28 protein-coding genes are annotated in these 25506 nt (G+C 72.0%); 14 read left to right on the top strand and 14 right to left on the bottom strand.

Annotation, left to right across the window (positions count from 1 at the left end; all coding sequences use genetic code 11):
- The first annotated feature begins 10 nt into the window (after nt 1-10).
- From ACTWQF_RS11010 to ACTWQF_RS10995, 4 genes are all read left to right on the top strand, one after another.
- Complete coding sequence (locus ACTWQF_RS11010; protein WP_443279009.1) at nt 11-598, top strand: hypothetical protein; 588 nt, start codon at nt 11-13, stop codon at nt 596-598.
- Nucleotides 595-1926 (top strand): peptidoglycan-binding protein, encoded by a 1332-nt coding sequence (locus ACTWQF_RS11005; protein ID WP_443279008.1) that lies wholly within the window; start codon nt 595-597, stop codon nt 1924-1926. The genes ACTWQF_RS11010 and ACTWQF_RS11005 overlap by 4 nt, the downstream gene beginning before the upstream one ends.
- Before the next feature lie 68 nt (nt 1927-1994).
- Nucleotides 1995-2699 (top strand): ABC transporter ATP-binding protein, encoded by a 705-nt coding sequence (locus tag ACTWQF_RS11000; RefSeq protein WP_443279468.1) that lies wholly within the window; start codon nt 1995-1997, stop codon nt 2697-2699.
- Nucleotides 2696-3910 (top strand): ABC transporter permease, encoded by a 1215-nt coding sequence (locus ACTWQF_RS10995; RefSeq protein WP_443279007.1) that lies wholly within the window; start codon nt 2696-2698, stop codon nt 3908-3910. Before ACTWQF_RS11000 ends, ACTWQF_RS10995 begins: the two co-directional genes overlap by 4 nt.
- A 100-nt stretch (nt 3911-4010) precedes the next feature.
- Here the strand turns inward: ACTWQF_RS10995 and ACTWQF_RS10990 are convergent, their stop codons facing one another.
- Together ACTWQF_RS10990 and ACTWQF_RS10985 are read right to left on the bottom strand one after the other, a co-directional pair.
- Nucleotides 4011-5123 (bottom strand): M23 family metallopeptidase, encoded by a 1113-nt coding sequence (locus ACTWQF_RS10990; protein WP_443279006.1) that lies wholly within the window; start codon nt 5121-5123, stop codon nt 4011-4013.
- Nucleotides 5124-5308: 185 nt separating this feature from the next.
- Entirely contained in the window at nt 5309-6910 is a 1602-nt protein-coding gene (locus ACTWQF_RS10985; protein WP_443279005.1) for an MFS transporter, read from the bottom strand.
- 160 nt (nt 6911-7070) lie between these two features.
- On the opposite strand from ACTWQF_RS10985, the gene ACTWQF_RS10980 reads away from it, so the two are divergent.
- From ACTWQF_RS10980 to ACTWQF_RS10965, 4 genes are all read left to right on the top strand, one after another.
- Nucleotides 7071-7583 (top strand): TetR/AcrR family transcriptional regulator, encoded by a 513-nt coding sequence (locus ACTWQF_RS10980; protein ID WP_443279004.1) that lies wholly within the window; start codon nt 7071-7073, stop codon nt 7581-7583.
- A 207-nt stretch (nt 7584-7790) separates the two neighbouring features.
- Entirely contained in the window at nt 7791-9086 is a 1296-nt protein-coding gene (locus ACTWQF_RS10975) for an ABC transporter substrate-binding protein (protein WP_443279003.1), read from the top strand.
- On the top strand, nt 9086-10045 hold the full coding sequence (locus ACTWQF_RS10970) for a carbohydrate ABC transporter permease (protein WP_443279002.1): 960 nt from the start codon (nt 9086-9088) through the stop codon (nt 10043-10045). Before ACTWQF_RS10975 ends, ACTWQF_RS10970 begins: the two co-directional genes overlap by 1 nt.
- 56 nt (nt 10046-10101) lie before the next feature.
- A complete protein-coding gene (locus ACTWQF_RS10965) occupies nt 10102-10953 on the top strand; it encodes a carbohydrate ABC transporter permease (protein ID WP_443279001.1) in 852 nt (283 codons plus the stop codon).
- A 54-nt stretch (nt 10954-11007) separates the two neighbouring features.
- Here ACTWQF_RS10965 and ACTWQF_RS10960 read toward each other — a convergent pair whose 3' ends face one another.
- The 10 genes from ACTWQF_RS10960 to ACTWQF_RS10915 all read right to left on the bottom strand — a co-directional run bounded on the left by ACTWQF_RS10960 (nt 11008) and on the right by ACTWQF_RS10915 (nt 16186).
- Nucleotides 11008-11382, bottom strand: a complete 375-nt coding sequence (locus ACTWQF_RS10960; protein ID WP_443279000.1) for a DUF6479 family protein — start codon at nt 11380-11382, stop codon at nt 11008-11010.
- Nucleotides 11383-11489: 107 nt separating this feature from the next.
- Nucleotides 11490-12209, bottom strand: a complete 720-nt coding sequence (locus tag ACTWQF_RS10955; protein ID WP_443278999.1) for an MgtC/SapB family protein — start codon at nt 12207-12209, stop codon at nt 11490-11492.
- A 25-nt stretch (nt 12210-12234) separates the two neighbouring features.
- Nucleotides 12235-12543: a gas vesicle protein K gene (locus ACTWQF_RS10950; RefSeq protein ID WP_443278998.1), complete on the bottom strand. Its 309-nt coding sequence runs from the start codon at nt 12541-12543 to the stop codon at nt 12235-12237.
- Nucleotides 12540-12725 (bottom strand): gas vesicle protein, encoded by a 186-nt coding sequence (locus ACTWQF_RS10945; protein WP_443247494.1) that lies wholly within the window; start codon nt 12723-12725, stop codon nt 12540-12542. The genes ACTWQF_RS10950 and ACTWQF_RS10945 overlap by 4 nt, the downstream gene beginning before the upstream one ends.
- 73 nt (nt 12726-12798) lie before the next feature.
- Nucleotides 12799-13617: a GvpL/GvpF family gas vesicle protein gene (locus ACTWQF_RS10940; RefSeq protein WP_443278997.1), complete on the bottom strand. Its 819-nt coding sequence runs from the start codon at nt 13615-13617 to the stop codon at nt 12799-12801.
- Nucleotides 13589-13954: a gas vesicle protein gene (locus tag ACTWQF_RS10935; RefSeq protein ID WP_443278996.1), complete on the bottom strand. Its 366-nt coding sequence runs from the start codon at nt 13952-13954 to the stop codon at nt 13589-13591. The genes ACTWQF_RS10940 and ACTWQF_RS10935 overlap by 29 nt, the downstream gene beginning before the upstream one ends.
- Before the next feature lie 76 nt (nt 13955-14030).
- The gene (locus ACTWQF_RS10930) at nt 14031-14267 is read right to left on the bottom strand and encodes a gas vesicle protein GvpG (RefSeq protein WP_443278995.1); all 237 of its coding nucleotides are present in this window, start codon (nt 14265-14267) and stop codon (nt 14031-14033) included.
- A gap of 135 nt (nt 14268-14402) precedes the next feature.
- Nucleotides 14403-15176 carry a GvpL/GvpF family gas vesicle protein gene (locus ACTWQF_RS10925; protein ID WP_443278994.1) on the bottom strand — a complete coding sequence of 258 codons (774 nt, stop codon included), beginning with the start codon at nt 15174-15176 and terminating at the stop codon, nt 14403-14405.
- Nucleotides 15173-15583: a gas vesicle structural protein GvpA gene (locus tag ACTWQF_RS10920; protein ID WP_443278993.1), complete on the bottom strand. Its 411-nt coding sequence runs from the start codon at nt 15581-15583 to the stop codon at nt 15173-15175. Before ACTWQF_RS10920 ends, ACTWQF_RS10925 begins: the two co-directional genes overlap by 4 nt.
- A gap of 147 nt (nt 15584-15730) precedes the next feature.
- Nucleotides 15731-16186: a hemerythrin domain-containing protein gene (locus ACTWQF_RS10915; RefSeq protein WP_443278992.1), complete on the bottom strand. Its 456-nt coding sequence runs from the start codon at nt 16184-16186 to the stop codon at nt 15731-15733.
- 109 nt (nt 16187-16295) lie between these two features.
- Here ACTWQF_RS10915 and ACTWQF_RS10910 point away from each other — a divergent pair, with 109 nt between their 5' ends.
- Nucleotides 16296-16466, top strand: a complete 171-nt coding sequence (locus ACTWQF_RS10910) for a hypothetical protein (protein WP_443278991.1) — start codon at nt 16296-16298, stop codon at nt 16464-16466.
- Between the two features lie 120 nt (nt 16467-16586).
- Nucleotides 16587-16880: a gas vesicle protein GvpO gene (gvpO, locus tag ACTWQF_RS10905; protein ID WP_443278990.1), complete on the top strand. Its 294-nt coding sequence runs from the start codon at nt 16587-16589 to the stop codon at nt 16878-16880.
- A gap of 68 nt (nt 16881-16948) precedes the next feature.
- On the opposite strand, the gene ACTWQF_RS10900 is transcribed toward gvpO, so the two are convergent.
- Nucleotides 16949-18778: a PP2C family protein-serine/threonine phosphatase gene (locus ACTWQF_RS10900; protein WP_443278989.1), complete on the bottom strand. Its 1830-nt coding sequence runs from the start codon at nt 18776-18778 to the stop codon at nt 16949-16951.
- A gap of 104 nt (nt 18779-18882) precedes the next feature.
- On the opposite strand from ACTWQF_RS10900, the gene ACTWQF_RS10895 reads away from it, so the two are divergent.
- Complete coding sequence (locus ACTWQF_RS10895; protein WP_443278988.1) at nt 18883-19260, top strand: RNA-binding S4 domain-containing protein; 378 nt, start codon at nt 18883-18885, stop codon at nt 19258-19260.
- Nucleotides 19261-19449: 189 nt separating this feature from the next.
- On the opposite strand, the gene ACTWQF_RS10890 is transcribed toward ACTWQF_RS10895, so the two are convergent.
- A complete protein-coding gene (locus tag ACTWQF_RS10890) occupies nt 19450-20154 on the bottom strand; it encodes a response regulator (protein ID WP_443278987.1) in 705 nt (234 codons plus the stop codon).
- Between the two features lie 284 nt (nt 20155-20438).
- Between ACTWQF_RS10890 and ACTWQF_RS10885 the strand changes: the two genes are divergently transcribed.
- The 3 genes from ACTWQF_RS10885 to ACTWQF_RS10875 all read left to right on the top strand — a co-directional run bounded on the left by ACTWQF_RS10885 (nt 20439) and on the right by ACTWQF_RS10875 (nt 25499).
- Complete coding sequence (locus tag ACTWQF_RS10885; protein WP_443278986.1) at nt 20439-22277, top strand: GAF domain-containing protein; 1839 nt, start codon at nt 20439-20441, stop codon at nt 22275-22277.
- Between the two features lie 79 nt (nt 22278-22356).
- The gene (locus tag ACTWQF_RS10880) at nt 22357-23130 is read left to right on the top strand and encodes a beta-phosphoglucomutase family hydrolase (protein WP_443278985.1); all 774 of its coding nucleotides are present in this window, start codon (nt 22357-22359) and stop codon (nt 23128-23130) included.
- On the top strand, nt 23127-25499 hold the full coding sequence (locus ACTWQF_RS10875) for a glycoside hydrolase family 65 protein (RefSeq protein WP_443278984.1): 2373 nt from the start codon (nt 23127-23129) through the stop codon (nt 25497-25499). The genes ACTWQF_RS10880 and ACTWQF_RS10875 overlap by 4 nt, the downstream gene beginning before the upstream one ends.
- Nucleotides 25500-25506 lie beyond the last annotated feature (7 nt).

Raw genomic sequence — 25506 nt, 5'->3', positions numbered from 1 at the left:
AACTCACCGCATGTTCATCACTCGTGACCGATCTCTGATCCGAACCCTCCCCGCGGCAGCGGTACTGCTGGCGGGTGCGCTGCTCACCGGCTGCGGCGGCGACTCGTCCGGCTCCGACGACGCGGCCAAGGACGGCTCGTCCGGCAAGGCCGCCGGCGAGGACGGTGCCCGCGGCGGCGCGGGCAAGCAGTTCGACAAGGCGCTGGAGTACGCGCAGTGCATGCGCGACAACGGCGTCAAGGACTTCCCCGACCCCAAGCAGGAAGGCGGCGGCGTCCGCATCGGCGGCGCGGGCGTAGACCGCGACTCCGCGGCGTTCAAGGAGGCGGAGCAGGCGTGCCGCGACAAGGCGCCGCAGATGGACGGCGGCGGGGGCAAGCCGCTGGACTCGGCGAAGGTCGCCGCCTGGGCCAAGTGCATGCGCGAGAACGGGCTCGACGACTTCCCCGACCCAGCGATCAACGGCAGCGCCATGCAGATCGACCTGGCGGGCACCGGCATCGAACCCGGTGGCAAGGCGTTCCAGGACGCCCAGAAGGCGTGCCGCGGCAAGTACCCGGGCGGCGGCATCCAGATGAAGGGCGGCGGCCCGAAGTGACCGTGTCCGACGCGGTGCCGGTGCCCGACAGCGGGAGCAGCACCGGCGAGGGCGGCGCAGCCGGGAGCACCGACGACGGCGGAGCCGCGGGACCCGTGCGGGGGCGGGGCTCGCGGCGTCCGTTGCGGGTCTCGTTGCTGGTGCTGGCCGCCGTCACGGCGGTGGGCGCCGCCGGGGTGGCGGCGACCGGTGCCTTCGGCGGCGACGGGGAGAACGCCGAGGCGTCCCGCGCCACGGGCCCCCGCAGGACGGCGCCGGTGGAGCGCACCACGCTCACCCGCACGGAGACCGTGGACGGCACGCTCGGCTTCGGTACGCCGACGACGGTCCAGCAGGCGGCCACCGACGGCCGGGAGGACAGCGGCGGTTCGGGGTCGGGGCAGCAGCCCGGCGGGGACACGGGGAGCTCCGCGGGCGCGGGCGGGAGCGGGGACGGGGACGGGGACGGGGACGGGGACGGGGAGATCATCACCTGGCTGCCCGAGGAGGGCGCCACCCTCTCCCGCGGGGACACCGTCTACAGCGTGGACGAGCACAAAGTGCCCCTGCTGTACGGCGCCAAGCCGTTCTACCGCACGATGCGCACCGGCGTGGAGGGGGACGACGTGCGGACGCTGGAGCAGAACCTCGCGAAGCTCGGCTACAGCGGCTTCACCGCCGATGACACGTTCACGGGCGGTACGGCGGAAGCCGTCCGCGACTGGCAGGACGACATGCACCGCGAGGAGACGGGCGAGGTCGCCCCCGGCGACGCCGTGGTGGCCTCCGGGGCGCGCCGCGTCGCCGAGCAGCAGACCTCGCCGGGGGCGCTGGCCGGGGGCGAGGCGCTGACCTGGACGGGGACCGACCGGATCGTGGAGGTCGACCTGGAGGCGGGGCTGGAGAGCCTGGTGAAGAAGGGCACCAAGGCGACGGTCCGGTTGCCGGACGGCGGCACGGCGGAGGCAGAGGTGACCGACATCGGCACCCCCTCCAGCGCTCAGGAGGCGTCCGGCGGTGGGGACTCCGCAGGAAGCGGCGGCGAGGAGGGCGACGCGGAGGAGGCGACGCTGCCCGTCGAGCTGAAAGTCGGCTCGCAGCAGAAGCTGGGCCGGTATCAGGCGGCCTCGGTGGATGTGGTCCTCGAGGCGCAGACCCGCGAGAACGTGCTCGCGGTGCCGGTCAACGCGCTGCTCGCCCAGCCAGGTGGCGGCTATGCGGTCGAGACCAGGGGCGCGGACGGGCGGTCGCGCCGGATTCCGGTGCAGCTGGGCATGTTCGCGGACGGCAAGGTGGAGGTGTCCGGGAAGGGCGTCAAGGAGGGGCTCGACGTGGGGGTGCCCCGATGACGGCGACCCGTGCCCGCTCCGCACCCCCGCCGCGGCCAGCGCCCCTGCTCCCGCCGGCCGGCCGCACGGTGGTGGAGCTGGCCGGCGTCCAGCAGCGGTACGGCGATGTGGTGGCGCTCGGCGGCGCCGACCTCACCGTGGCCAGGGGCGAACTGCTCGCCATCGTCGGTCCTTCGGGGTCGGGCAAGTCGACGCTGCTCAACATCATGGGCACCCTCAGCCGGCCGTCCCGGGGCACGGTGCGCATCGACGGGCACGACGTGGCGGCGCTGTCCGACCGCGAGTTGTCCGCGCTGCGTGCCAGGACGATCGGCTTCGTCTTCCAGCAGTTCCATCTCTCCCCCGGTGTACCGGCCCTGGACAGCGTCGCCGACGGGCTGCTCTACAGCGGCACCTCGCGCGGCGAGCGGCGGCGGGCCGCCGAAGCAGCGCTGCGCGGGGTCGGGTTGGGGCACCGGTTGTGGCACAGGCCGCACGAGCTCTCCGGCGGCGAGAAGCAGCGGGTGGCGATCGCGCGAGCGGTGCTGGGCGATCCGCCGTTGCTGCTGGCGGACGAGCCGACGGGTGCGCTGGATTCCCGTTCGGGCACGGCCGTACTGGATCTGCTGCACGGGCTGCACCGCGCGGGCACGACGGTGGTCGTCATCACCCACGACCGGGACATCGCCGCTTCGTTGCCGCGCGAGGTGCGGCTGCGGGACGGGCGGATCGAGCACGACTCGGCGCACGGCTCGGCGTACGACTCGGCGGCGGGGGCGGAGGTCGCCCGATGAAGCAGCGTACGACCGGTACCGCGCCGCGCGCCGCGCGGATGAGCCTCGCCGACGTGCTGCGAGTGGGCGGATCCGGGCTGCGTGCACGCCCGATGCGGGTGTTCCTGTCGGCGCTGGGCATCGCCATCGGCATCGCCGCCATGGTCGGCGTGGTCGGAATCTCCACCTCCAGCAGAGAGGACCTGAACCGGAAGCTGGACGCGCTGGGCACCAATCTGCTCACCGTCACGCCGGGGCAGTCCTTCTCCGGGGAGGAGGCCCGGCTGCCGAGGAGCGCGGTGGACATGATCGGCCGGATGCCGCAGGTGGAGTCGGTCTCCGCGGTGGGGAAGACGGACGCCAAGGTCTTCCGCAGCGACCGGATACCCGAGGAGGAGACCGGCGGCATCTCCGTCGTCGCGGCGCGGACCGATCTGCCGGCCACGGTGGGGGCCCGGCTGACGGCGGGCCGCTGGCTGAACGCGGCCAACTCGCGCTATCCGGCCGTGGTGCTCGGTCCCAAGGCGGCCGAGCACCTGGGCATCCACACCACGGGCCGGGACACTCAGGTGTGGCTGGGCGATCGGTGGTTCACCGTCGTGGGCATCCTGGCGCCCAACGAACTCGCCCCGGACCTGGACGCCGGCGCGCTGGTGGGCTGGGAAGCGGCGGCGCGGTACCTGGACTTCGACGGCTACCCGACGACCGTGCACACCCGCGCGGAGGAGTCGGCGGTCGGCCAGGTGCAGGAGCTGCTGGGGGCGACGGCCAACCCGGAGAGTCCCAACGAGGTGACGGTCTCCCGGCCCTCGGACGCGCTGGCCGCCAAGGAGGCGTCCGACGACACGCTGAGCGGGCTGCTCCTGGGTCTGGGCGCCGTGGCACTGCTCGTCGGCGGAGTGGGAGTCGCCAACACCATGGTGATCTCCGTGCTGGAACGGCGCTCGGAGATCGGGCTGCGCCGTGCGCTGGGGGCCACCCGGGGCCAGATCCGGGGCCAGTTCCTGTGCGAGTCCCAACTGCTGTCCGCGCTCGGCGGGATCGGCGGGGTGCTGCTCGGTATCGGCGTCACCACGGGGTACGCGGCATACCAGGGCTGGCCGTCCGTGGTACCGGTCTGGGCGATGGCGGGCGGCGTGAGCGCCACGCTGGTGATCGGCGGGCTCGCGGGGTTCTATCCCGCCGTGCGGGCTGCGCGGCTGCCGCCGACGGAAGCGTTGGCCGCCGCGTGACCGGTGCCGCCGCCCAGGGAGGGGGCGCCCCACGGGGGGCGCCCCCTCTCGTCGTCAGTTATCTGTCGCAGGTGAGGGCCCCGGCCGCGGCGCCCTCGATTCAGACATCCACCCCCCGACTCCGCAGCCACGGCACCGGGTCGATGCCCGAGCCGTCCTCGGGGGTGACGCGTACCTCGAAGTGCAGGTGCGGGCCTGTCGAGTTGCCCGTGTTGCCGGAGAGGCCGATCCGCTCCCCCGCCCGCACCTGGTCGCCCGGCCTGGTCTGGAGACGGGACAGGTGCGCGTACTGGGTGTAGTAGCCGTTGGGGTGCCTGATGACGAGGTGATTGCCGAAGGGCCCGCCGCATCGCGTCCTGACGACGGTGCCCGCCCCGGCGGCCCGTACGGGGGTGCCGATGCCGACCGCGAAGTCCTGCCCGGTGTGGCTGTTCGCCCAGCGCTTGCCCGAAGAGGCGAAGCCCGCCGACAGCGTGTAGTCCTTGACAGGCGCCACCCATGCAGCGCCGCTCCCGGCCCGGTGCGCGGGCGGCGGGCTGTACGAGCAGCCGCCGGAGCCGGGCTCCGCCCCGAGCGCCGCCCGGGAGATCGGGCCCGCGGCTCGCGCGGCGCGTTCCTTCCGTGCCTCCCGCAGCCGCTCCCTGGCCTTCGCCAGCCGCTGTTCGACGGCGCGCTTGGCCCGCCGCTGCCGCTCGGCCTCGGCATTGAGCCTGCCCAACTGCGTCCGCCGGTCAGCGCGGTCCCGGACGAGGCGCCGCTGGGTGACCTTGGTGGTGTACAGCAGCCGCCGGAAGGCGTGATCGCCCTGGCGCTGCGAGCGGAGCTTGTCGAGCAGGGTGTCCGGCGAACCCGTCATCAGCAGCCGGGTGGTGGGCGCCCAGCTGCCCTGCTGGTACTGGCTGCGGGCCACCGCGCCCAGTTGCCGGTGCAGCCGCCGCAGCCGGTCCTCGCCTCTGGCGACGGCCCGTCCGGCCCGGGCGACCGCCGCGCGCTGTGCCGCCGCCCTGCGGTTGGCGGCCTCGTAGCGCGCCGAGGCGGCAGCGGCCTCCCGGTAGAGCGAGGCGATCCGGGCCGGCAGCGGTTGCGCCGCCTCGGCTGCGCCCTTCGCGGGGGCGTTCCCCACCGCCTGCGGGGCGCCACCGGCGAGCACCACGGCACACAGCAGCGCGGCCAGTGGGGCCGCCGCCCGTCTCTTTCGTGCGACCTGAGTCATGGCACGATCGTGCGGCCGCGCACCGTGTGAGAGCCGCCGGGCGGACGCGGCACGCGGGCGGCTTGGGCCGTTCGACGCAGCGGTCCGTCCCCGGTACGGGTGCATTTCCCGCCGGCCGCGGGAGGGACCGCACATGCGCGGGAGGGGGCCCGCCGCGCGGCGCCCTCGCTCGCCGGCCGCCTCTCCTACGACGATGAGGGGGTGCCACTGCCCGATGGTTGCGGGCTGCGGGTGAGCTGATCCCCGCGCCCCTCACGGGGCGCGCAAGATCCGCCGGGGCCCTCCTCCGGCCGGGGCCGCAGCAGCACCCACGCCAAGGCCGCGGCCACCGCGAGCAAGCCCGCACCGGCCAGCCCGGTGAACTGGATGCCGCCCGCGAAGGCGGACTTGGCCTCGGCGGCCAGCTCGCGGCCGGGGTCCCCGCCCAGTCGCGCGGCGGCGGCCACGGCGTTGCCGAGCGTCTCGCGGGCCGCGTCCAGCACCCGCGCGGGCACCCCGTCCACCGGGTCGAGGCTCATCCGGTACGCGGAGGAGAGCACGCTGCCCAGGACGGCGACGCCGAGTGCCCCGCCCAGCTCGATGCCGGTCTCGGAGACGGCGGAGGCGGCGCCCGCACGCTCGGGGGGAACGGTGCTGAGCACCATGCTGTTGGTGAGCGTCATCACCGTGCTCACCCCCAGACTCACCAGACAGAAGGCGAGGACCACCACGGCCACCCCGTGCCCCAGCGGCAGCGCCGTGAGCGCCGCGAAGCCGAGCGCCGCAGTCGCCAGCCCGGCGGTGATCAGCTGCCGTACGCCGGTGCGCCGGGCCGCGGCAGCCGCGAAGAATCCGGAGGCCACCGCGAGGGCGGTGCCTGGCAGCAGCATCAGCCCGCCGCGCAGCGGCGACAGGCCCGCGGAGAGCTGGAGGAACTGCGGGAGGAAGAACAGCGATCCGGCCATCACGAACACCACCAGCACATTGGTGACGATCGCGGCGGAGAAGTGGCGGACGCGGAAGAGCGAGATGTCGATCAGCGGGTCGGCGAGAGTGCGCTGACGGCGTACGAACACGGTGCCGAGGACCAGTCCCGCGGCGAGGAACGGCAGGGCTTCCAACTCGTCGCCGTGCGCGAAGGTCTTGATGGCGTAGACGACGGGCAGCACCGTCAGCAGGGTGAGGGCGGCGCTCGGCAGGTCGAAGCGGCCCGGAGCGGGGTCCTTCGTCTCGGGCACCAGCAACGGCAGCCCGATCAGCGCGAGCAGCACCAGCGGGAGGTTGATCAGGAAGACCGAGCCCCACCAGAAGTGCTCCAGGAGCAGCCCGCCGACGACGGGGCCGAGCGCCGAACCTGCGTTGAAGGCCGAGCCCCAGGCGGCGACGGCGACCAGCCGCTGGCGCTCGTCACCGAACATGCTGCGCAGCAGCGAGAGGGTGGAAGGCATCAGCGTCGCGCCCGCCACGCCGAGCAGGACGCGGGCCGCGATGAGCGCCCCTGCGCTGGGGGCGTAGGCGGCGAGCGCGGAGGCCACGCCGAATCCGGCGCAGCCGGCCATCAGCAGCTTGCGCCTGCCTATTCGGTCGCCGAGGGTGCCCATGGTCACCAGCAGCCCGGCCAGCACGAACGAGTAGATGTCCACGGTCCACAGCAGTTGGGTGCTGGACGGGGCGAGGTCCTCGCTGAGCGCGGGGACGGCGAAGCCGAGGACGGTGAGGTCTATCGCGATCAACAGCACGGGCAGGGTGAGGATCAGCAGCCCGGCCCACTCGCGGGCCCCCGCCCTCGTGGTCGTCTCCTGCACCATGGCGCAGCATCTCCGTTCTTCCCCGTCAACCGAATTTTGTGTACGGCCGTACATAAATCTGTGCACTACGGTACACAAAAACCGCCGGAACGGAGAAAGACGGGCAACGCCGATGGGAGCCAAGCGCGGGCCGGCCGACCCCAGGCGCCGGGAGCGGATCATGGCCGCCACCGAGCGGATTCTGCTGGAGGGCGGCATCGCGGGGCTCAGCCACCGCGCGGTCGCCCGCGAGGCGGACGTCCCGCTCGGCTCGACCACGTACTACTTCGCCACGCTGAACGACCTGCTCGACGCGGCCATCCGCAGGCTCAGCGAGCGCTACGCACGCCGGCTGCACACCTGGGGTGCCGGACTGGGTGAGATCTCCCGCGCCGAGCTGGTCGAGGCGCTGGCCGACCTGGTGGAGACGCTGCTGCGCGAGGACCGCGCCGCGCTGGCCCTCTCCTTCGAGCTGTCGGCCGCCGCCATGCGGCGGCCCGAACTGCGCGACTCCGCGCTGCTGTACGCGGAGACCGAGCGCGAGGTGCTGGGCGCACACACGGACGAGCGGACGGCGCGGGCGCTCTCGCGCGTGCTCGACGGTCTGCTGCTGCACTCCCTCGCCGCGGCGGCCCCGCCGAGCCGCACCGACATCACGGGACCACTCGCGGCACTGCTCACCCCCGACGAGTGAGCCCCGGGCACCACAACCGGCACCGGCAGCGCCATTGGCACCGACCAGTGGCACCGGCTTGGACAAGCGGTCCGCACAACTGGACTTCTCCGCACGTGTCTTGACCCCGACCGGGATGCGCGGGATCAATTGATCTGTCCGCATCAATCTCGCGCGTCCTGGCCGAGGCGCCGGGGAGACGGACCGCGCGCCTCGCCGGGAGGGCCCATGACGCACACCGGAACTCGCACGGCCGCCGTAGCACTGGCGGCGACGGCCGTCCTCAGCTCACTGACGGGATGCGGCGCGGACGGCGGCGACGGCAAGAGCCTGACCTACTGGTCCATGTGGACCGAGAACGAGCCGCAGGCGGCCGTACTCAAGTCCGCCATCAAGGACTTCACCGCGGACACCGGCATCAAGGTGACCGTGCAGTGGCAGGGCCGCACCGTGCTGGAGAAGCTCGCGCCCACGCTGACCACCGGCAAGGTGCCCGACCTGGTGGACCAGTCCGACGACAAGCTCTACCCCACGCTGGTGCGGACCGGCCGGGCCAAGGACCTGTCCGCCGTCTTCGACCGGCCCGCGACCGGCGAGAAGAAGCCGCTGTCCAAGGCGCTGAAGATGAGCTATCTGGACTATCTCCGCAAGCTGCCAGGCGGCAGCAACAGATGGCTCGTCCCCTACGAGGTCACCTCCGTCAACCTCTGGTACAACGCGGCCGACAAGGACGTACGGCCCCCGAAGACCTGGGGCGAACTGCTGGAGGTCTGCACGAAGCTCAAGGCCAAGGGCCGCGCCTGCATCTCGGCCGACGGCGACCAGCCCGTCTACATCATCTGGTGGCTGGACTATCTGGCCGACCGGATCGGCGGCGACGGCGTCATGAAGAAGGCCATCACCGACCCCTCCGGCAAGGGCTGGGACGATCCGGCGGTCAAGGAGGCGGCGGAGAAGATCCACGAACTGGTCGAGGAGGGCTATCTGCTCAAGGGGTACGACGCGAGCAAGTACCCCGAGCAGCAGAACCGCTGGGCGCAGGGCAAGGCGGCGTTCAACCTGAACGGCAGCTGGCTGCCCACCGAGACCCGGAAGTTCGCCGGGAAGGGCTTCGACTTCCGGGCGGCGCCTTTCCCCTCCGCCGCGGACACCATGGCCGACCGGCGGAACGCCACCGACGTGCGGGTGTTCGGCTTCGCGGTGCCCAAGCAGGCCAAGAACGCCGCAGCGGCCGAGAAGTTCATCTCGTACTTCATGGCGAAGAAGCGGCTGCGCGGTATCGCCACCGAGGCGGACAACATCACCCCGCGCCCCGACATCGCGGCGCCGCCCGTACTGCGGGACGTCCAGCAGCAGATGGAGTCCACGCCCTCGCGCGAGCAGCTGCCCGGCTCGGTGACCTCGTACACCGACAAGGCCCTCTACCCGGCGTACAAGAAGCTGTTCTTCGGCGAGGCCGGCCCGGAGGAGTTCGTCGCCGAGATGAAGAAGCTGCACGTCTCCTATGCGAAGGCGCACCGCTGATGACGGTGCTGACCGCGGGCCGTAAGCAGGCACAGGCGCGGCAGCCGCCGGGTGCGGCAGGACGCGATGCGCCGCTGGCGCTCAGACGGCGGCGGCTGTTCTGGCCGTTCGTGATCCCGGCGCTGCTGTTCCTGGCCGTCTTCTACCTCGGCCCGCTGCTGTTCGGCCTGTGGACCAGCTTCCACAGCTGGGACGGCTACTCCGCGATGGAGTGGAACGGCCTGGGCAGCTACCAGGCGCTGGTGGACGACCCCTACTTCCGTACCTCGATGGTGAACACCTTCAAGATCCTGGTGTTCGTCGGGCTGGCCGTCTTCGTGCTGGCGTTCGCGCTGACGATGGTGCTGCGGGAGATGGCGGGCAGGCGGTTCGTACGGGCCGTCATCTTCTTCCCGCACATCGTCAACGCGATGGTCTTCGGCGTGCTGGCGGGCTTCCTCTTCAACCCGGGCGGGCTGGTCAACTCGGCGCTGGCCGGGCTGGGGGTGGACGATCCGCCCAAGTGGCTGGGGAGCGACAACGTCTTTCTCCTGATCATGGCCACGATGGTGGGCACCTCCACCGGCTTCTACGTCGCCATCCTCATGGCCGCCGTCGACAACATCCCCGGGTATCTGTACGAGGACGCGGAGCTGGCCGGCGCCGGGGCCTTCCGCAAGTTCTGGCACATCACACTGCCGCTGAGCTGGGATGTGGTGACCGTGTGCGCCGTGCTGTGGACGATCAGCTCGGTGAAGGTCTTCGAGCTGGTGCTCGTCTTCGGCGGGACCTTCACCACCAGTGCCCCGCCCATCGAGACCTGGACGAGCGCCCTGTACATCTACCGCAACGCGTTCACCGGCTCGGACATCCCGCAGTTCGGCACGGTCTGCGCTGCCGGGATCACCAGCCTGCTGCTGGTCGCCGTCTTCACCGCGCTGCTGCGCCGTCTGATGCGCCGCGACCCCGTCGAGTACTGAGTCCCCCGTACCGAGTCCCGCCGCGTACCGCGTACCGCCGAACCCGAGGAGAGCCGGTGACCGCACCTCTCATGCGCTCCGCCCGCACGAGCCCCGCGCGCGCCGTCGGGCTCGGGCTGATCTGGCTCTCCGTCGCGGCCGGTCTGCTGCTGCTCGCATGGATGGTGCTGACCTCGCTGCGGGACTCCCGGGCGATCTTCGACCGGCCCTGGGCACTGCCCGACCCGTGGCAGCTGTCCAACTACCGCACGGCGTTCGACTCCGGCTTCGGGCGGGCCGCGGTCAACAGCGTGCTGGTCAGCGGCTCGGCGGCACTGGTGGCCGTGGTGCTGGCGGCCCCGGCCGCCTATGCGCTCAGCCGCCGTCTGAACGCCCTCGCCGGGCCGTTGACCATGCTGTTCGTCCTGGGGCTCGGTGTGCCGGGGCAGGTGCTGCTGATCCCGGTGTTCTTCATGCTCACCGAGGTGAACATGGTGGACACGCTGCCTGGGCTGTTCCTGGTGTACGTGGGACTGGCGATGCCGTTCACGGTCTTCCTGCTGACCGGATTCTTCCGCTCGCTGCCCGGTGAGCTGGAGGAGGCGGCGGCCCTGGACGGGGCCTCGCCCGCCCGCACCTTCTGGCAGATCGTGCTGCCGCTGGCCCGCTCCGGGCTGATCACCGCCTTCCTCCTCCAGCTGATCAACAACTGGAACGAGACGCTGTTCGCGCTGTCGCTCATGCAGAGCAACGACAACTTCACGCTGCCGCTGGTGCTTGCGCGGTTCATCGGTGAGCAGCAGTACCGGGGCGCCGACTGGGGCGGAATGTTCGCCGGGCTGTGTCTGATCGTGGCTCCCATGCTGCTGCTGTACGGCTGGCTCTCCCGCCGCATCATCACGGGGATGACGCTGGGCATCGGCAAGTGAGGGGGCCCGCCGGTGTTCCGGTAAGGGGGTGCCCCTGTCCGAAGCGCGCGGGCCTCAGCCCGGCCCACCGCTGCCGAAGGATCCGCTCTTGCCGGGCTCCCACTTCTTACGCGTCGGCGGCTCGCCGGGGTGATCCTCTCGATCGCCGTAGTCGTGCACACCGCTGTGCGGCAGCCGGCGGATCCCGTCCCGAGGCATCTCGTCCGGCTCGCGGTTCCCCGTGATCTCCTCGGTCGGTCCGGTGTCCGGGAGGTGCGGCTGCTGTTCGGGGTCCGGCAGTTCGGGTTCACGGTTCTTGATCCGGATGCCGAGCCAGACGGCGCCGATCAGTGCGGCCACGATGAACAGCCCGATGAGCCCCGGCACCAGGCCCACCAGATGGTCGCGGGCGGCGACATCCATGGCCGTCCCCATGACGTCCGCGTTCATGTGCTCAGCCCCCTTCGGCTCGCGGTGTCACCAACCGGGGTTTCCGTGGTCGACGAAAGGAAACCTGGCCCGGCCCCGAAGGCGAACATCTGAGCGACACCAGACGCTCAGTATCCGTCTCGCGCACCTGGCGCCGCGCGGCCGTTGACCGCGAGCACCCCGGGGACCGTCATCAGCTCGCCCACCAGCTCCGGCACCGAGCCGGACCCCGACACGGCGAGGGTGAGCTTGGCGAGCTCCGGACGCGGCTCACCCACCTGCTCGACGTTGGTCTCGGTCACCACGAAGCCACGCTCCGTACACATCTCCAGCGTGTTGCGCAGCACGCCCCGGCCCTCCTCGTAGGTGAGCCGCAGATGACCGGGCTCCACGCCAGGCAGCCGGTCGCTGATCTTGGTGAAGCCCCACACCGTGAGGAAGTGCATGGCCACCGTCGCGACCGCCAGCAGCGGCAGCCCCGCGCCGCAGGCCATCCCGACCGCGGCCGAGACCCATACGATCGCCGCCGTCGTCAGTCCGCGCACCACGTTGCGGTGTACGAAGATGACGCCACCACCGAGGAACCCGACGCCGGAGACCACCTGGGCCGCGACCCGGGACGGGTCGATGGAGATGTCCTCCCTGCCCATCAGATCCGCGAAGCCGTACTTGCTGACCAGCATGAAGAGCGCGGCGCCGAGCCCCACCAGCGCGTGGGTGCGCAGCCCCGCGCTCTTGTGCTTGGCCCGCCGCTCCAGGCCGATCAGCGAGGTCAGGAAGAAAGCGAGGGCGAGGTCGGCCACCTGTGGCCAGCCCTGGCCCAGCGAAGAGTAGAACGCGTCGTTCATATCCGAGGTCTAACAGCTTCGGGCGTCATCGGTCGGTAGGCAGCAGGGGACCCAGCGGGCCGAGATCCAGGTTCAGCTCCTCCGGCGTCAGCCCGAAGCGTTCCCGCAGCAGCTCCATACGGTCCTCCAGCAGCAGGAGCGTCATCCCGATCCGCTCCTCCTGGTCCTCGTCCAGGTCCCCGACCTCCACCCGGCGCAGGGCCTGCCGCTCCACCAGTTGCCGCAGCAGTTCGACGACGGTCAGCACCAGCGCGGCCAGGTCGTGCTCCACCGTGTCGGGGTCGAAATCGAGCCGGCGGGTCGCGGAGGCCCGTGGCTCAGGCACTCGTGTCACAGCGGCTGCCCTCCCTCCCAGGGCGAGGGGACATGTGCGTTGACCGAGCTGATCAGGGCCCGCAGGTCGATCCGTACCAGGTCCACGTCGGCGATCCCCAGGGTGAGCGACCCGGTGAGGACGGCTCCGGTACCCAGCAGCCGGTCCAGCAGATCGACCAGCGCGACCTGCCGCCGGGCCAGCGGCTGCTGGGAGTCGACAGCCACCGGCCCGCGCGGCGCACAGGGCTCGTAGGGCTCGTACGGCTCGTACGGCTCAGGAGACGGCGCCGTCATGGCTGACCTCCCGCTGCCGGTCCGGCGCGTCGGGTGCCGCGAAGGAGTACGGCGCCCACGGGCCGGTCAGCTCGACCCGGACGGAGGGGTCGTGCGCGCCGAGCCGCTCCACGCGGGTGACGAACTCCTCCGACCGGTCGCGGGGCACCAGATAGGCCGCGTTGAGCAGGTTCTGCCCGGGCGTCCGGGAGAGCTGCGGGTTCTGTGCGGGGTGCACCCGCACGTCCTCGGCCTGCGCGGCGAGCGCCGCATGAAGAGTGCGGCCGAGCTCCTCGGCCTCCTGCAGCGCGTTCTCCCGCGAGGTGACCTCCTCCCTGCGGCGGCGCAGGAACTCCCGCCCGCTCGTCGCGGCGGGCGCCGACACGGCGGCGGGTCCGGGCTCTTGCTGTGCGTAGACCTTCACGCCCCACTCGACGCGACCCGCCAGCCGGTCGAGGGTGTGCAGGAAGTGCTCCCTGCCCGCCTCCAGGGCGCGCCGGACCCCGTCGTCGTCGCGGTAGACGGTGGCCAGACGGAGCGGGAGGGGACAGGTCAGTGCGGTGAGCGCGTCCACCACCGCCTGGTGGGCCCTCGCCGTCTCCTCCAGCCACCCGAGGTCCTCCAGATGCGCACGCAGCGGCTCCTCGGCGAAGTCCGCCTCGGGGACCCGGCTGACGACGGCCCGCAGTCCGGCGTGGTGGACGGTGTACGGGGCGGAGCCGCAAACGCCCCGTACACCGTCAGCCAAGGGCGCCTCCAGGGGCGCTGTCACCGCGTAGACGTACCGCAGTTCACCGTTCATGGCGCTCACCGTGTTCATGGCGTTCTCCCTCCGGCTCCGGGCGGTCCGGGGCACGCTGTTCCAGCTCGGCGATGCGCCGCCGCAACCGGTCGTTCTCCTCGGACAGTTCGCCCCGCCGGGCGTTGGAGCTGAGCGCGGGATCGGTCTCCCACCAGTCGATGCCCATTTCCTTGGCCTTGTCGACGGAGGCGACGATCAGCCGGAGCTTGATGGTCAGCAGCTCGATGTCGAGCAGGTTGATGCGGATGTCACCCGCGATCACCACGCCCTTGTCGAGGACCCGTTCGAGGATGTCGGCGAGGTTCGCGCTGCTGCCGCCCTCGTAGCGCTCGGGCAGTCTGTTCGGCGTCGTCACGGGCGCTCACGCCCCGCGGCGTCTCGAACGCGGCCCGGGGAAGGGGCGACGGCGAGCGCCGTCGTCAGTCTGTCGTTCATGTCCATGGGTTCCCGTTCTCCAACCGCGCGAGGAGCTCGTCCTCACGGCGGTCGAACTCGGCATCGTCGATCTCGCCGTCGAGCAACTGCCGCTCCGCTTCCGCGAGCTCGCGCTGGACGGTGGCCGGGTCGCGGTACTGGCGCTCCGCCTCCTCCTGTACCTGCCGCAGCACCCAGGCGGTGCCGCGCAGCGGGGCAGCGGGCAACAGCAGCAGTTCGCTGATCAGCCCCATGTCGACCTCCCTGGCCTCCGTCGGCGTCCGTGGGCGTCCGTCCGCGTCCACCGGCGTCCACCGGCGTCCTGCGCCCGTCGGCCCTCGGCCCTCGGCCGATCCGTCGGTCCGTCGGTCCGTCGGTCCGCCGGTCCGTCAGCCGGTCGCCGGTGCGGTCCGGGCGCCGGTGGTCACATCGGCGGAGGCGTCGGTCTTCTCGACGAAGCTGTAGGGCGGCAGCGGACCGTTCACCTTCAGGTCCAGCTGCGGTGCGGAGATGCCCAGCTCCTCGACGGCGGACAGCAGTTCGTCGGCCGCTTCCCGGTCGACCAGGACGGAGAGGTTCGTCAGCCAGCCCGCGCTCTGCGGGCCCTCGCTCACCTCGGCCGCCAGCGGCTCCAGCGCACGGCGCAGCAGGGCCGCGTCGACGGGCTCCCGGGCCTGCACGGCACGGGCGACCTTCTCGCCGAGCGCCAGCTTCTGCTCGTGGCTGCCGCCGCCTGCCGCGCGGTTGGCCTCGCTCTCCGCGCGCAGTTCGGGCTGCTCCGCCAGCACGACGTGCAGCACGGCCTCCTGGTTGTGGCTGGCCTTGATGTTGTACTCGACCTTGCCTTCGAGCGTGTCGAGGCGTTCCAGGAAGTGCTCGGCCCGCTCCAGAAGCACCTCGCCGACGGTGGCGTCGTCCTCCGAGACGCTGCCGAAGCGCATCGGCAGGACCACCCGCTCGGCGTTCACCTCCGCCAGGACCTGCTGGTGGGCGAGGAGCTCGCGGCGCTTCGGCCGCAGGTCGTCGGGCGCGTCACCGACCACCGCCACCAAGCCGTCCCGCTCCAGCACCCGTACCGCGCCGGGCGGGTCGCCCACGCCGGTCAGGCCGTCGCGCAGGGGTGGGGCCGGGGTCCGGGTGATGCCGTAGACGTAGGTACTCACTCCGGCTCCTCCTTCTTGCGGGTGGTGGTGCGCCGTCGCGTACTGCCCTCCTTGGACTCGTCACGCGCCTGCTGGAACGCGTCGGACACGGTCTGTGCCGCGCCGCTGAGCGCGCCCTTGGTCTTTCCCTTGGCCCCGGACTCGGTGACCTGTCCGACGACGTCGGGCAGGCCGGGGCTCTTGTTGCGGCCCGACTCGAGGTCCAGGCGGTTGCACGCCTCGGCGAACTTCAGGTACGTGTCGACGCTGGCGACCACGACCCGGACGTCGATCTTGAGGATCTCGATGCCGACGAGGGACACCCGTACGAACGCGTCGATCACCAATCCGCGATCGAGGACGAGTTCCAGTACGTCGTAGAGATTGCCGGTTCCGCCGCCTTGTTGCTGTGCCGGAGCGACAGTCATGAGGCAGAGCCTCCTTCGCTGTTGGCGCCGCTTTCTGGCTTGGCTTCACGGGTCAACTCCCGTGCGGCCCAGCACGGGTAGCCCTCACCCCAAGGGTCAAACCCCCGGCCCTCGCGCCACCGCCTCCCGCCGGGCCCTTGCCGAGGCTCACCCGGCCTGGGAGCCGGCCCTCAGCCAGCGGTCCGCGGCGGCACCCAGTCGGCGGCGTTCCCGGCGGCGCAGCCGCCCCCGCAGCGGGAGGAAAAGCTCGCCCTCCTCGCGGGCGGCGTGCTCGCGGAGCTGATCGAACAGCGTGCTCATCCAGCGCTCGGCGGCCGGCGAGCAAGGCTCGGCCGCCGAAAGTTCCTGGGCGGTAGCCGACGCGACCGCCCACCGCTGCCGGGCCGCGGTGACGAGCCGCTCACCATCGGGCAGCACCCGGCGGACGACGGGGTGCAGCGCGCGGCCCTCCGCGAGTGCGTGCCGCTCCAGCCCGGCCGCCAGCTGCTCGGCGAGGGCGGCGCGGCGCTCCGGGTCGCGGGTCGCCTCGTAGGCCGTGACGAGGCGTTCGGCCTCCGCGTGAGCGTCCGTGAACAGTTCGAGTACGTCCGGGCGGTGCGGCATCGGCTCTCCTCGGTTTCTTCCGGCCCCGTGACCGTTTTGTCCGGGTCGCCGTTTCACCTCGTGGCGCGTGGGGACCCGCCTGCGTGAGCTGAAACGGAGGTGATCGCACGTGCAGCAGAATCAGACGAGGACCCGTGACGAGAACGCCCGGGAACCCCGCCGCCCGACGGTGAACGTCTCGCGGACGGCGCGCCGCCCGGACGGCCCCATGGGCTACGGACCGCACGCCACGTCCGGCGACCGGGACCCGGAGTCGCACATCTTCCGCGGCGAGGACTGACCGGCCGCGCTTCGGCCCCTCACCGGTACCCGGCCTCGCCCGGTTCACTCCGCCCACAGCGGGCACCCGCCCTGTCCACCGGCGCCCCCCGGCACGAGCGGGGAGGGAGGAGGACCGCGGATGAGTGAGAAGAAGCCGACCGTCGAGGCGAAGGGCCCCGGCACCGCGCAGGTCCTGCGGTCGGCGCGGGAGGCCATCGAGGAGCTGACCGGCCTGGAGTCCGAATCGGTCTCCTCCGTCGTCAGAGGCGACGACGGGAGCTGGACGCTGTGCATCGAAGTCGTCGAGCTGCGCCGGATCCCGGACAGCGTCAGCATGCTCGGCTCGTACGAGATGTCGCTGGACCCGGACGGCGAGCTGACCGGCTACCGCAGGGTCCGCCGCTACGAACGGGGCAGGGCCGACCCACGCTGAGCCATGGGCTCGCCGAACCAGGAGCTTCATAGGCTCGCCGAACCTGGCTCTCAGGACACGTGCAGGGCTCAGGACAGGTACAGAGCGAGGATCGTCGCGTCGTCCTCCGCTTCCTGCGCCAGCAGGGTGGAGACCAGACAGTCCGTGGCTCCTTCGGCCGAACGGCTGCGTGCTGCGCACTCCCCTGCCGCCGCCAGCAGGGCGCCGACCCCCTCGTCCAGGTCCATACCGCGGCGTTCGATGACACCGTCCGTGTAGCAGAGCAACAGGTCACCGGAGTGCAGCCGCGTGTCGTTGATGGCGTACGGCGTGTGCGGCGTGACGCCCAGCATCAGGCCGTGCTCCGCCTCCAGCAGCCGCGGTACGCCGTCCCGGACGAGCACCGGCGATGGGTGCCCGGCGCTGGCCCAGCGGAAGACGCGGGACTCGGGGTGCAGGTGCCCCACCACGCAGGTGGCGGTGGTGTCCAGGCCGCCGTAGTAGACGACCTCCCCCAGGGCCATGGTCAGCTCGGCCGCGTCCTCGTCGGTGTAGGCGAGCCCGGCCAGCGCGGAGCGCTGCTGCACCGCCCGGCTGGCCGCGTCCACACCGTGTCCGGAGGCGTCGCCGACGGCCAGCAGCACCCGGCCGTCGGGCAGCTCGCGGCACTTGTACCAGTCGCCGCCGACGCCCGATTCGGAGGGCACATACGCGGCGCTGACGGAGAGCCACGGCGGGGTGAGCGCGCCCAGCGGCGGGGTGAGCGCCCTGCGGAAGGTCTCGGAGACGCGGTGTTCGGCCGCCGCCTCCTCGCGCAGCCGTTCCGTCTCGCTCAGCGCCCGGCTCAGCAGCTCCTCCTGACCGGTGACGTTCCGCGCGGCGAACAGCAGGGACTCCGGCACCTCGGCGCCCTCCGGCTGCGCGTGGCCGAGCCAGCGGATCCGCCGCGTCGATTCCCGCACGTGGACGGTCAGCTCCCGGTCGGGCACCTCGCCGCCGGCCAGCAGCGTACGCATGTCCTCGACGAACGCGGGCATGTCGGCCGGGTCGATCATCCGCCCCACGGTGAGCAGGTCGGCCGCGATGTCCTTGGCCGAGGTCACCGAGCGAGCGGCGCCCTCCAGCTCGTCGGCTCCCTCCAGCGGGACGCCTTCCGGCGGTGGCGCCGCCAGGCCCAGCAGCTCGCGCATCCCCAGCGACCAGCGCATCCGGCCGGTGATCAGATCCCACTCCGCCCACCCCATCCGGCCCCGCTCCTGGATACGGCGGCTGAGTCTGGCCTCGCCCACCGGCTCCCAGTTCGTCAGCAGCAGCCCCTCGTCCGGCAGCAGCGTCACGGTGCCGCGCAGCCGGGCACGCTGGAGTACGCCGTCGATGACGTCGACGTAGTCGATCGTGTCGCTGGAGACGGGGCTGCCGCGGTCCAGGGCAGCGCGGTAGACGTCGTACATCCCGCTGGTACGGACGCCCGGCCGGGTCTCGGACAGCCGCTTGCCGAGGAAGTCGTAGGAGCCGCGCTCCACCCCGCTCAGCTCGAAGTGGTTGGCCCCGACGACGATGAAGTCACGGACCGTACCGTCCGCGGCGTACTCCGGGCGCAGCACTGTCGAGCTGCCCCGCAGCACGCCCAGCACGGCGGGCATCCAGGACGGGAGTCCGGGCAGTACCGCCACATCGCTGGGCGGTGCCGTCTCGGCGCCGTCGTAGGCGAACGGCCCGGTCGTCGGCCGGCTCCCCGCCCCGTCCTGGGAGTGGCCGGAGTGCGCGGGGTGTGCGGGGCTCGCCTCGGCGATCCGGACGCGCGCACGGTGCCGGGCACGCGCGACCGTCCGCAGCGCCAGCTGGTTGAGCTCCTGGAGCGCGTTTTCCGCGGCAGCTGCGGCGGCTCCGGTGGCGAGGTCCGCAGATGAGGCGTCCATATGTCCTCATTGTCGGCCTTGCGGCGCTTCTTCGCCGGGTGGCGGGGCCGCCCGGAAGACCCAGCGGGACACCCACGCGGTCGCGCTCGCCTAAAGTCGGGAGCATGACGGCAGACGAGGGGTCGGTACGGGTCGACAGCTGGATCTGGTCCGTACGGCTGACGAAGACCCGCTCCCAGGCGGCGACCGCGGCCCGCGGCGGACACGTCAAGGTCAACGGTGAGCGGGTGAAGGCGGCGCACGCCCTCCGGGTGGGGGACGAGGTACGGGTGCGGCAGTCAGGGCGCGAGCGGATCGTGATCGTCAAGCGGCTGATCAAGAAGCGGGTGGGGGCGCCAATCGCTGTCGCGTGTTACGAGGACAAAAGTCCGCCGCCGCCGACTCCGGTGGAGGTCCCCGTTATCGCCCGCCGCGAGAGGGGCGCGGGGCGCCCCACCAAGCGCGATCGCCGGGAGCTGGACCGTCTCCGCGGGTCCGCTTGAGCGTGCCTCGCTGCTGATGAGGGGGTGCCCCTTCCCGGCAGTCGCAGGCTGCGGGTGCGTTGTGGCTGGTCGCGCAGTTCCCCGCGCCCCTGACGGGGCTATCCCTTCCTGGGCTTGGGCAGTCTGCGCCAGGGGCGCAGGGTGGGCAAGCGCAGCCCCCATGCGGGGTACGCGGGATGGGGCGGGACGTCAGGGGTCGCGGAGGCGTTCTGCGATGACGGCTGCCTGGACGCGGCGGCCGACGCCGAGTTTGCCGAGGATGGCGGAGATCCGGTTCTTCACCGTCTTCTCCGCAAGGAACAGCCGCTCGCCGATCTGGCGGTTGGTCAGCCCCTCGCCGATCAGTGCGAGCACCTCCCGCTCGCGCGGCGTGAGCCGGGCGAGCTCCGGCGGGCCCGCGCGGTTCTCCCGGGCCCGGACACGCGCCATGACGCGCCCGCTCGCTCCCGGGTCGAGCAGCGGAGTGCCGTCCGCCACCGTCCGGATCGCGCTGACCAGGTCGGCGCCCTTGATCTGCTTGAGCACATAGCCCGCGGCGCCCGCCATGACCGCGTCCATCAGCGCCTCGTCGTCGTCGAAGGAGGTGAGGATGAGGCACACCAACTCGGGCATCCGGGCGCGCAGTTCCCGGCAGACCTCGATACCCGAGTGGTCGCCGTCCTGCTCGGCGCTGCCCAGCCGCACATCCAGCACCGCGACATCGGGGCGCACCGCGGGGACCCGGGTGAGCGCTTCCTCGGCGTCGGACGCCTCGCCGACGACCTCCAGATCCGGCTCCCCGTCCAGCAGGTCGCGCAGCCCTCGCCGTACCACCTCGTGATCGTCGAGCAGAAAGACACGAACAGGCGCTGCGGGGCGGGCGGGAACGCCGCCCAGGCTGTCGGAACCCGGCACTGGACCTCCTTCGGTACGCCTTCCCAGCCTGCGGCACGCACCGCCCGAAGAGTAGGGGCCGTTCGGTACCTGCTCGAACGTGCCGTCCAGTGACCGGCCGGAGGTCTCCCCGCCGACGCGGCGGCCCGTCAAGCCGGGCAACCGGAGCACGAACTCCCGGCCGCGCGACGGAAGTACCGAGGTGGAGCCGGAAACGACCGGCGACCTGAGGTCCGTTCGGCCGTAGACTGCCGGTTCCGGGGTCGTGCGGGGGCCCGGATGTCGTACGGCGTACGGAGGTGCGCATGTCGGAGGCTGCCAGAGCGGGGCAGCACCGTCCGGACCGGGAGGCGGACCGGGCCCAGGACCGGGTGGAGAGCCGCGAGGAGCTGCCCCACTTCCGGCTGGACGAGCTGCTGGACGAGCTCCAGACGCGGCTGGACGCCGCACGCCTGACCCAGGACCGGATGCACAGCCTGCTGGAAGCCGTGCTCAGCGTCGGGCGGGAGCTGGATCTGTCCCAGGTGCTGCGCCGCATCGTGGAGGCGGCGCTGGCGCTGACCGACGCCGAGTACGGCGCGCTGGGCGTCATCGGCGACGGGCAGCGGCTGTCGACCTTCCTGCCCGTGGGCATCTCGGCCGAACAGGCCGCGCGCATCGGCCCGTTGCCGTCGGGGCACGGTGTGCTCGGCGAACTGATCCGCCATCCACGGCCGTTACGGCTCACCGACCTGGCGGCGCACCCGGCCAGCCAGGGCTTCCCCGCGCACCATCCGCCGATGCGCACGTTCCTGGGCGTGCCCGTGCGGGTGCGGGACGAGGTCTTCGGCAACCTCTATCTGACCCAGAAGCGCGGCGGTGCGGACTTCGACGCGGACGACGAGGCGGTCGTCACCACGCTGGCCGTCGCCGCCGGGGTCGCCGTCGACAACGCGCGGCTGTACGCGGAGAGCCGGCGCCGCGAGCAGTGGCTGGAGGCGCTGGGCGAGATCACCCGGCTGCTGCTGAGCGGTGCGACCTCGAACGAGGTGTTGCGGCTGATCGCGCAGCGGGCGCTGGAGGTGGCGCAGTCCGACACCTCGTGTGTGCTGCTGCCGGACACCGAGGGCGGGGCGGACGCGCTGCGGGTCGTGGTGGCGGTCGGTGACGTCGCCAAGGAGCAGACAGGGGTGATCGTGCCCTACGACGACACCCTGTCGGGGCTCGCGGCCCGTACCGGGGAGTCGGCGGTGACGGCGGACATCGGCAACGATCCGCGTACCCACGCATTTCCGGACGGGGAGGCCGAGCACGGTCCCGTCGTCGCCGTGCCGCTGCTGGCGCAGCAGGACGCGCCGGGTGCGCTGCGGCTGAGCCGGCTCAAGGGACGGCCGCCGTTCGACGAGACGGAGGTTGAGCTGCTCAAGGACTTCGCGGCGCAGGCGGCCCTCGCGCTGGAGATGGCGCAGCACCGCGCCGAGTCCGAACAGCTGGCACTGCTCCACGACCGCGACCGCATCGCCCGCGACCTGCACGATCTGGCCATCCAGCGGCTGTTCGCCACCGGGATGACGCTGCAGAGCGCGGGGCGGCTCATCGAGCGGACCGAGGCGGCGGAACGGGTGAACCGGGCCGTGGACGACCTCGACGAAACCATCAAGATCATCCGCTCCACCATCTTCGCGCTGCGCACCTCCGGGGAGGGCGCTGCGGATCCCGGCACCAGTCTGCGCAGGACCCTGGCCAAGGCCGTCAGCGACGCTGCCGAGCGGCTCGGTTTCCTGCCGTCCCTGCGGATGGAGGGACCCGTCGACACCAACGTGCCGGTGGAGGCGGCCGAACAGGTGGGCGCGGTGCTGGCCGAGGCGCTGAGCAACATCGTGCGGCACGCGCGGGCACGCCGGGTGGACGTGACGCTGCAGGTCGGCGCGACGATCTCACTCACCGTCGTCGACGACGGTGTGGGACTCGACGACGCCGTGGTCAGCGGTGCCGCCTCGCACTCCGGAGGGCTCGCCAACATGCGGTCGCGGGCCGAGCTGCTCGGCGGCACGCTGACCGTGACGCCGGGTCCGGGCACCGATTCGGCGTCCGGTACAGGTCCCGGCACCCGCATCGTCTGGGAGGTGCCCCTCCCCCACGACGGTGAGCCGGCCAGGGGGTAAGCCGCCTGCCCGGCGCCCAGCCGGGCGGCAAAGCCGGAAGGAAGGCATGCCGACCGGGCGGCCAGGGGACCCGGCACGCATGACGAACCTCGGTCTGCCGGACAGCATCCGCGCATGTCTGTTCGATCTCGACGGTGTGCTCACCAAGACGGCCGTCGTGCACGCTGCCGCCTGGAAGGAGATGTTCGACGCCTATCTGCGCGACCGCGAAGGGCCCGGCTTCCGCCCCTTCGACCCGGTGGCGGAGTACGACGCTTACGTGGATGGGCGCCCGCGTGCCGACGGCGTACGCACCTTCCTCGCCTCGCGCGGCATCCAGCTGCCGGAGGGCACCGACGACGACCCGCCCGGCCGGGAGACCGTGCACGGGCTGGGCAACCGCAAGAACGAGCTGCTGCTGGCGAAGATCCGCAAGGACGGCGTCGAGGCGTACGACGGCTCGCTGCGCTATCTGTACGCGGTGCGCACGGCCCGGCTGCGGACTGCGGTGGTCTCCTCCAGCGCCAACTGCCGCGACGTCCTCGCCTCGGTCGGCATCGAGGACCGGTTCGACGTACGGATCGACGGCATCGTGGCCAGGGAACGCCGACTGCCCGGCAAGCCGCACCCCGACACCTTTCTCGCCGCCGCCGAGGAACTGGGCGTACCTGCGGGCGAGTCGGCGGTCTTCGAGGACGCGCTGGCCGGGATGGACGCCGGCCGGGCCGGACACTTCGGGTACGTCGTGGGGGTCGACCGGACGGGACAGGCCGACGCGTTGCGCGCACACGGCGCCGACACCGTCGTCCAGGACCTGCAACAGCTGCTCCCGGACCGCGAGCCGGAGCATGTGCCGGGGAGGGAGCGCCCGTGATCAGCCACTCCTGCTACGCCGTACAGCCGTGGTCCCTGCGGGAGACCGAGCTGCATCTGGACGTCCTCCCGCAGAGCGAGTCCGTCTTCGCCCTCTCCAACGGGCACATCGGCTGGCGCGGCAATCTCGACGAGGGCGAGCCGCACGGACTGCCGGGCACCTATCTCAACGGGGTGCACGAGCTGCACCCGCTGCCGTACGCGGAGGCGGGCTACGGCTATCCCGAGTCCGGGCAGACCGTCATCAACGTCACCAACGGCAAGATCATGCGACTGCTCGTCGACGACGAGCCGTTCGACGTCCGCTACGGCAAGCTGCGCTTCCACGAGCGCGTACTGGATCTGCGGACGGGGCTGCTGCGCCGGGTCTGCGAGTGGAGCTCGCCGGCCGGCTGCACCGTACGGGTGACCTCGACCCGGCTGGTCTCCTTCAGCCAGCGCGCCATCGCCGCCGTCGACTATGAGGTGGAACCGCTGGACTCCGACGTCCGGATCGTCGTGCAGTCGGAGCTGGTCGCCAACGAGCAGCTGCCACAGAAGACCGGCGGCGACCCGCGGGTCGCCGCCGCGCTGGAGGATGTGCTGCTGCCGGAGGAGAACTTCGCCCACGAGATGCGGCTGCGGCTGGTGCACTGCACCGAGCGCAGCGGGCTGCGGGTCGGTGCGGCGGCCGACCACACCGTGCACGGACCGGCGTCGACCAACACCTCCAGCGAGAGCGGGGAGAACGTCGCCCGGCTCACCGTCACCGCCGAACTGCAGCCCGGCGAACCGCTGCGGGTGGAGAAGCTGGTCGCCTACGGCTGGTCCGGAGCCCGTTCGCTGCCCGCGGTACGCGACCAGGTCGACGCGGCACTGGCCGGTGCCCGCAGCAAGGGCTGGCAGGGACTGGTGCAGCAGCAGCGGGAGTATCTGGACAACTTCTGGGCCCGCGCCGATGTGGAGGTGGACGGCGACGCGGAGATCCAGCAGGCGGTGCGCTTCGCGCTCTTCCACGTGCTTCAGGCGGGCGCCCGTGCCGAGAAGCGCGCCATCCCCTCGAAGGGGCTGACCGGTTCCGGTTACGACGGCCACTCCTTCTGGGACAGCGAGCAGTTCGTGCTGCCGGTGCTCACCTACACCTCGCCGGACTCGGTGGCCGAAGCGCTGCGCTGGCGGCAGGAGACGCTGCCCGCCGCGCGCGAGAGGGCCCGCAAGCTCGGCCTGCGGGGAGCCACCTTCCCCTGGCGGACGATCGACGGTTCGGAGTGTTCCGCCTACTGGCCGGCCGGTACCGCCGCCTTCCACGTCAACGCGGACATCGCGGACGCCGTCGTACGGTACGTCGACGCCACCGGCGACGTGGAGTTCGAGCGCGAGACGGCGGTGGAGATCCTGGTCGAGACCGCCCGGCTGTGGCACTCGCTGGGCCACCACGACCACCACGGCGCCTTCCACTTCGACGGCGTCACCGGCCCTGACGAGTACAGCGCCGTCGCGGACGACAACCTCTACACCAACCTGATGGCGCAGCAGAACCTGCGCGCCGCCGCCGATGCCGTGGAGCGGTACACCGAGGAAGCTGCCGCGCTGGGGGTGGACGACGAGGAGGCAGCGGCCTGGCGGGACGCGGCGGACGCGGTGGCCCTACCGTTCAACGAGACGCTGGGGGTCCATGAACAGTCGGCCGGCTTCACCGGGCACCAGATGTGGGATTTCGCCGCGACGGGGCCCGACCAGTATCCGCTGATGCTGCACTACCCGTACTTCGACCTGTACCGCAAACAGGTCATCAAACAGGCCGACCTGGTGCTGGCCCTCTACAAGCGCGGTGATGCCTTCGACGCCGAGCAGAAGGCCCGTAACTTCGCCTACTACGAGCAGATGACGGTCCGCGACTCCTCGCTCTCCGCCTGCTGCCAGGCCGTGATGGCCGCCGAGGTCGGTCATCTGCGGCTCGCCTACGACTATGTGGGCGAGGCCGCGCTGATGGACCTGGAGGACCTGGAGAGCAACACCCGCGACGGGCTGCACATCGCCTCGCTGGCCGGCGCCTGGATCGCGCTGGTCGCCGGGTTCGGCGGGATGCGGCTGCGGCGCGGCACGCTGGACTTCGCTCCCTTGCTGCCCGAACAGCTGAGCCGGCTGGCCTTCACGGTGCAGGTGCGGGAGCGGCGGCTGCGGGTGGACCTCGCCGGGACGACGGCCACGTACACGCTGCTGGAGGGCGAGCCGCTGGAGCTGTGCCACTGCGGTAAGCGTTTCACGCTGGCCTGCGGGACGCCTCGGACGCACCAGGTGCGGCGCCCGCCGCCGCGGCCCGAGCCGTCCCCGCCGCCGGGCCGCCGCCCCGCCGTGCGGCACGGCGGCCTCGGGCCCCCGCCGGAGTAGTGCCTCT

The organism is Streptomyces sp. 8N114 (assembly GCF_052245835.1).
Taxonomy (GTDB): Bacteria; Actinomycetota; Actinomycetes; order Streptomycetales; family Streptomycetaceae; genus Streptomyces.
The sequence above is the reverse complement of the archived record's forward strand: the minus strand, read 5'-3'. Positions and strand labels throughout refer to the sequence as shown.

Bases quoted from the DNA above. Each gene is read 5' to 3' on its own strand.
- ACTWQF_RS11010 (WP_443279009.1), top strand. From the start codon at position 11: ATGTTCATCACTCGTGACCGATCTCTGATCCGAACCCTCCCCGCGGCA.
- ACTWQF_RS10995 (WP_443279007.1), top strand. From the start codon at position 2,696: ATGAAGCAGCGTACGACCGGTACCGCGCCGCGCGCCGCGCGGATGAGC.
- ACTWQF_RS10990 (WP_443279006.1), bottom strand. From the start codon at position 5,123: ATGACTCAGGTCGCACGAAAGAGACGGGCGGCGGCCCCACTGGCCGCG.
- ACTWQF_RS10985 (WP_443279005.1), bottom strand. From the start codon at position 6,910: ATGGTGCAGGAGACGACCACGAGGGCGGGGGCCCGCGAGTGGGCCGGG.
- ACTWQF_RS10980 (WP_443279004.1), top strand. From the start codon at position 7,071: ATGGCCGCCACCGAGCGGATTCTGCTGGAGGGCGGCATCGCGGGGCTC.
- ACTWQF_RS10975 (WP_443279003.1), top strand. From the start codon at position 7,791: ATGACGCACACCGGAACTCGCACGGCCGCCGTAGCACTGGCGGCGACG.
- ACTWQF_RS10970 (WP_443279002.1), top strand. From the start codon at position 9,086: ATGACGGTGCTGACCGCGGGCCGTAAGCAGGCACAGGCGCGGCAGCCG.
- ACTWQF_RS10960 (WP_443279000.1), bottom strand. From the start codon at position 11,382: ATGAACGCGGACGTCATGGGGACGGCCATGGATGTCGCCGCCCGCGAC.
- ACTWQF_RS10955 (WP_443278999.1), bottom strand. From the start codon at position 12,209: ATGAACGACGCGTTCTACTCTTCGCTGGGCCAGGGCTGGCCACAGGTG.
- ACTWQF_RS10940 (WP_443278997.1), bottom strand. From the start codon at position 13,617: ATGAACACGGTGAGCGCCATGAACGGTGAACTGCGGTACGTCTACGCG.
- ACTWQF_RS10930 (WP_443278995.1), bottom strand. From the start codon at position 14,267: ATGGGGCTGATCAGCGAACTGCTGCTGTTGCCCGCTGCCCCGCTGCGC.
- ACTWQF_RS10920 (WP_443278993.1), bottom strand. From the start codon at position 15,583: ATGACTGTCGCTCCGGCACAGCAACAAGGCGGCGGAACCGGCAATCTC.
- ACTWQF_RS10915 (WP_443278992.1), bottom strand. From the start codon at position 16,186: ATGCCGCACCGCCCGGACGTACTCGAACTGTTCACGGACGCTCACGCG.
- gvpO (WP_443278990.1), top strand. From the start codon at position 16,587: ATGAGTGAGAAGAAGCCGACCGTCGAGGCGAAGGGCCCCGGCACCGCG.
- ACTWQF_RS10900 (WP_443278989.1), bottom strand. From the start codon at position 18,778: ATGGACGCCTCATCTGCGGACCTCGCCACCGGAGCCGCCGCAGCTGCC.
- ACTWQF_RS10895 (WP_443278988.1), top strand. From the start codon at position 18,883: ATGACGGCAGACGAGGGGTCGGTACGGGTCGACAGCTGGATCTGGTCC.
- ACTWQF_RS10885 (WP_443278986.1), top strand. From the start codon at position 20,439: ATGTCGGAGGCTGCCAGAGCGGGGCAGCACCGTCCGGACCGGGAGGCG.
- ACTWQF_RS10880 (WP_443278985.1), top strand. From the start codon at position 22,357: ATGACGAACCTCGGTCTGCCGGACAGCATCCGCGCATGTCTGTTCGAT.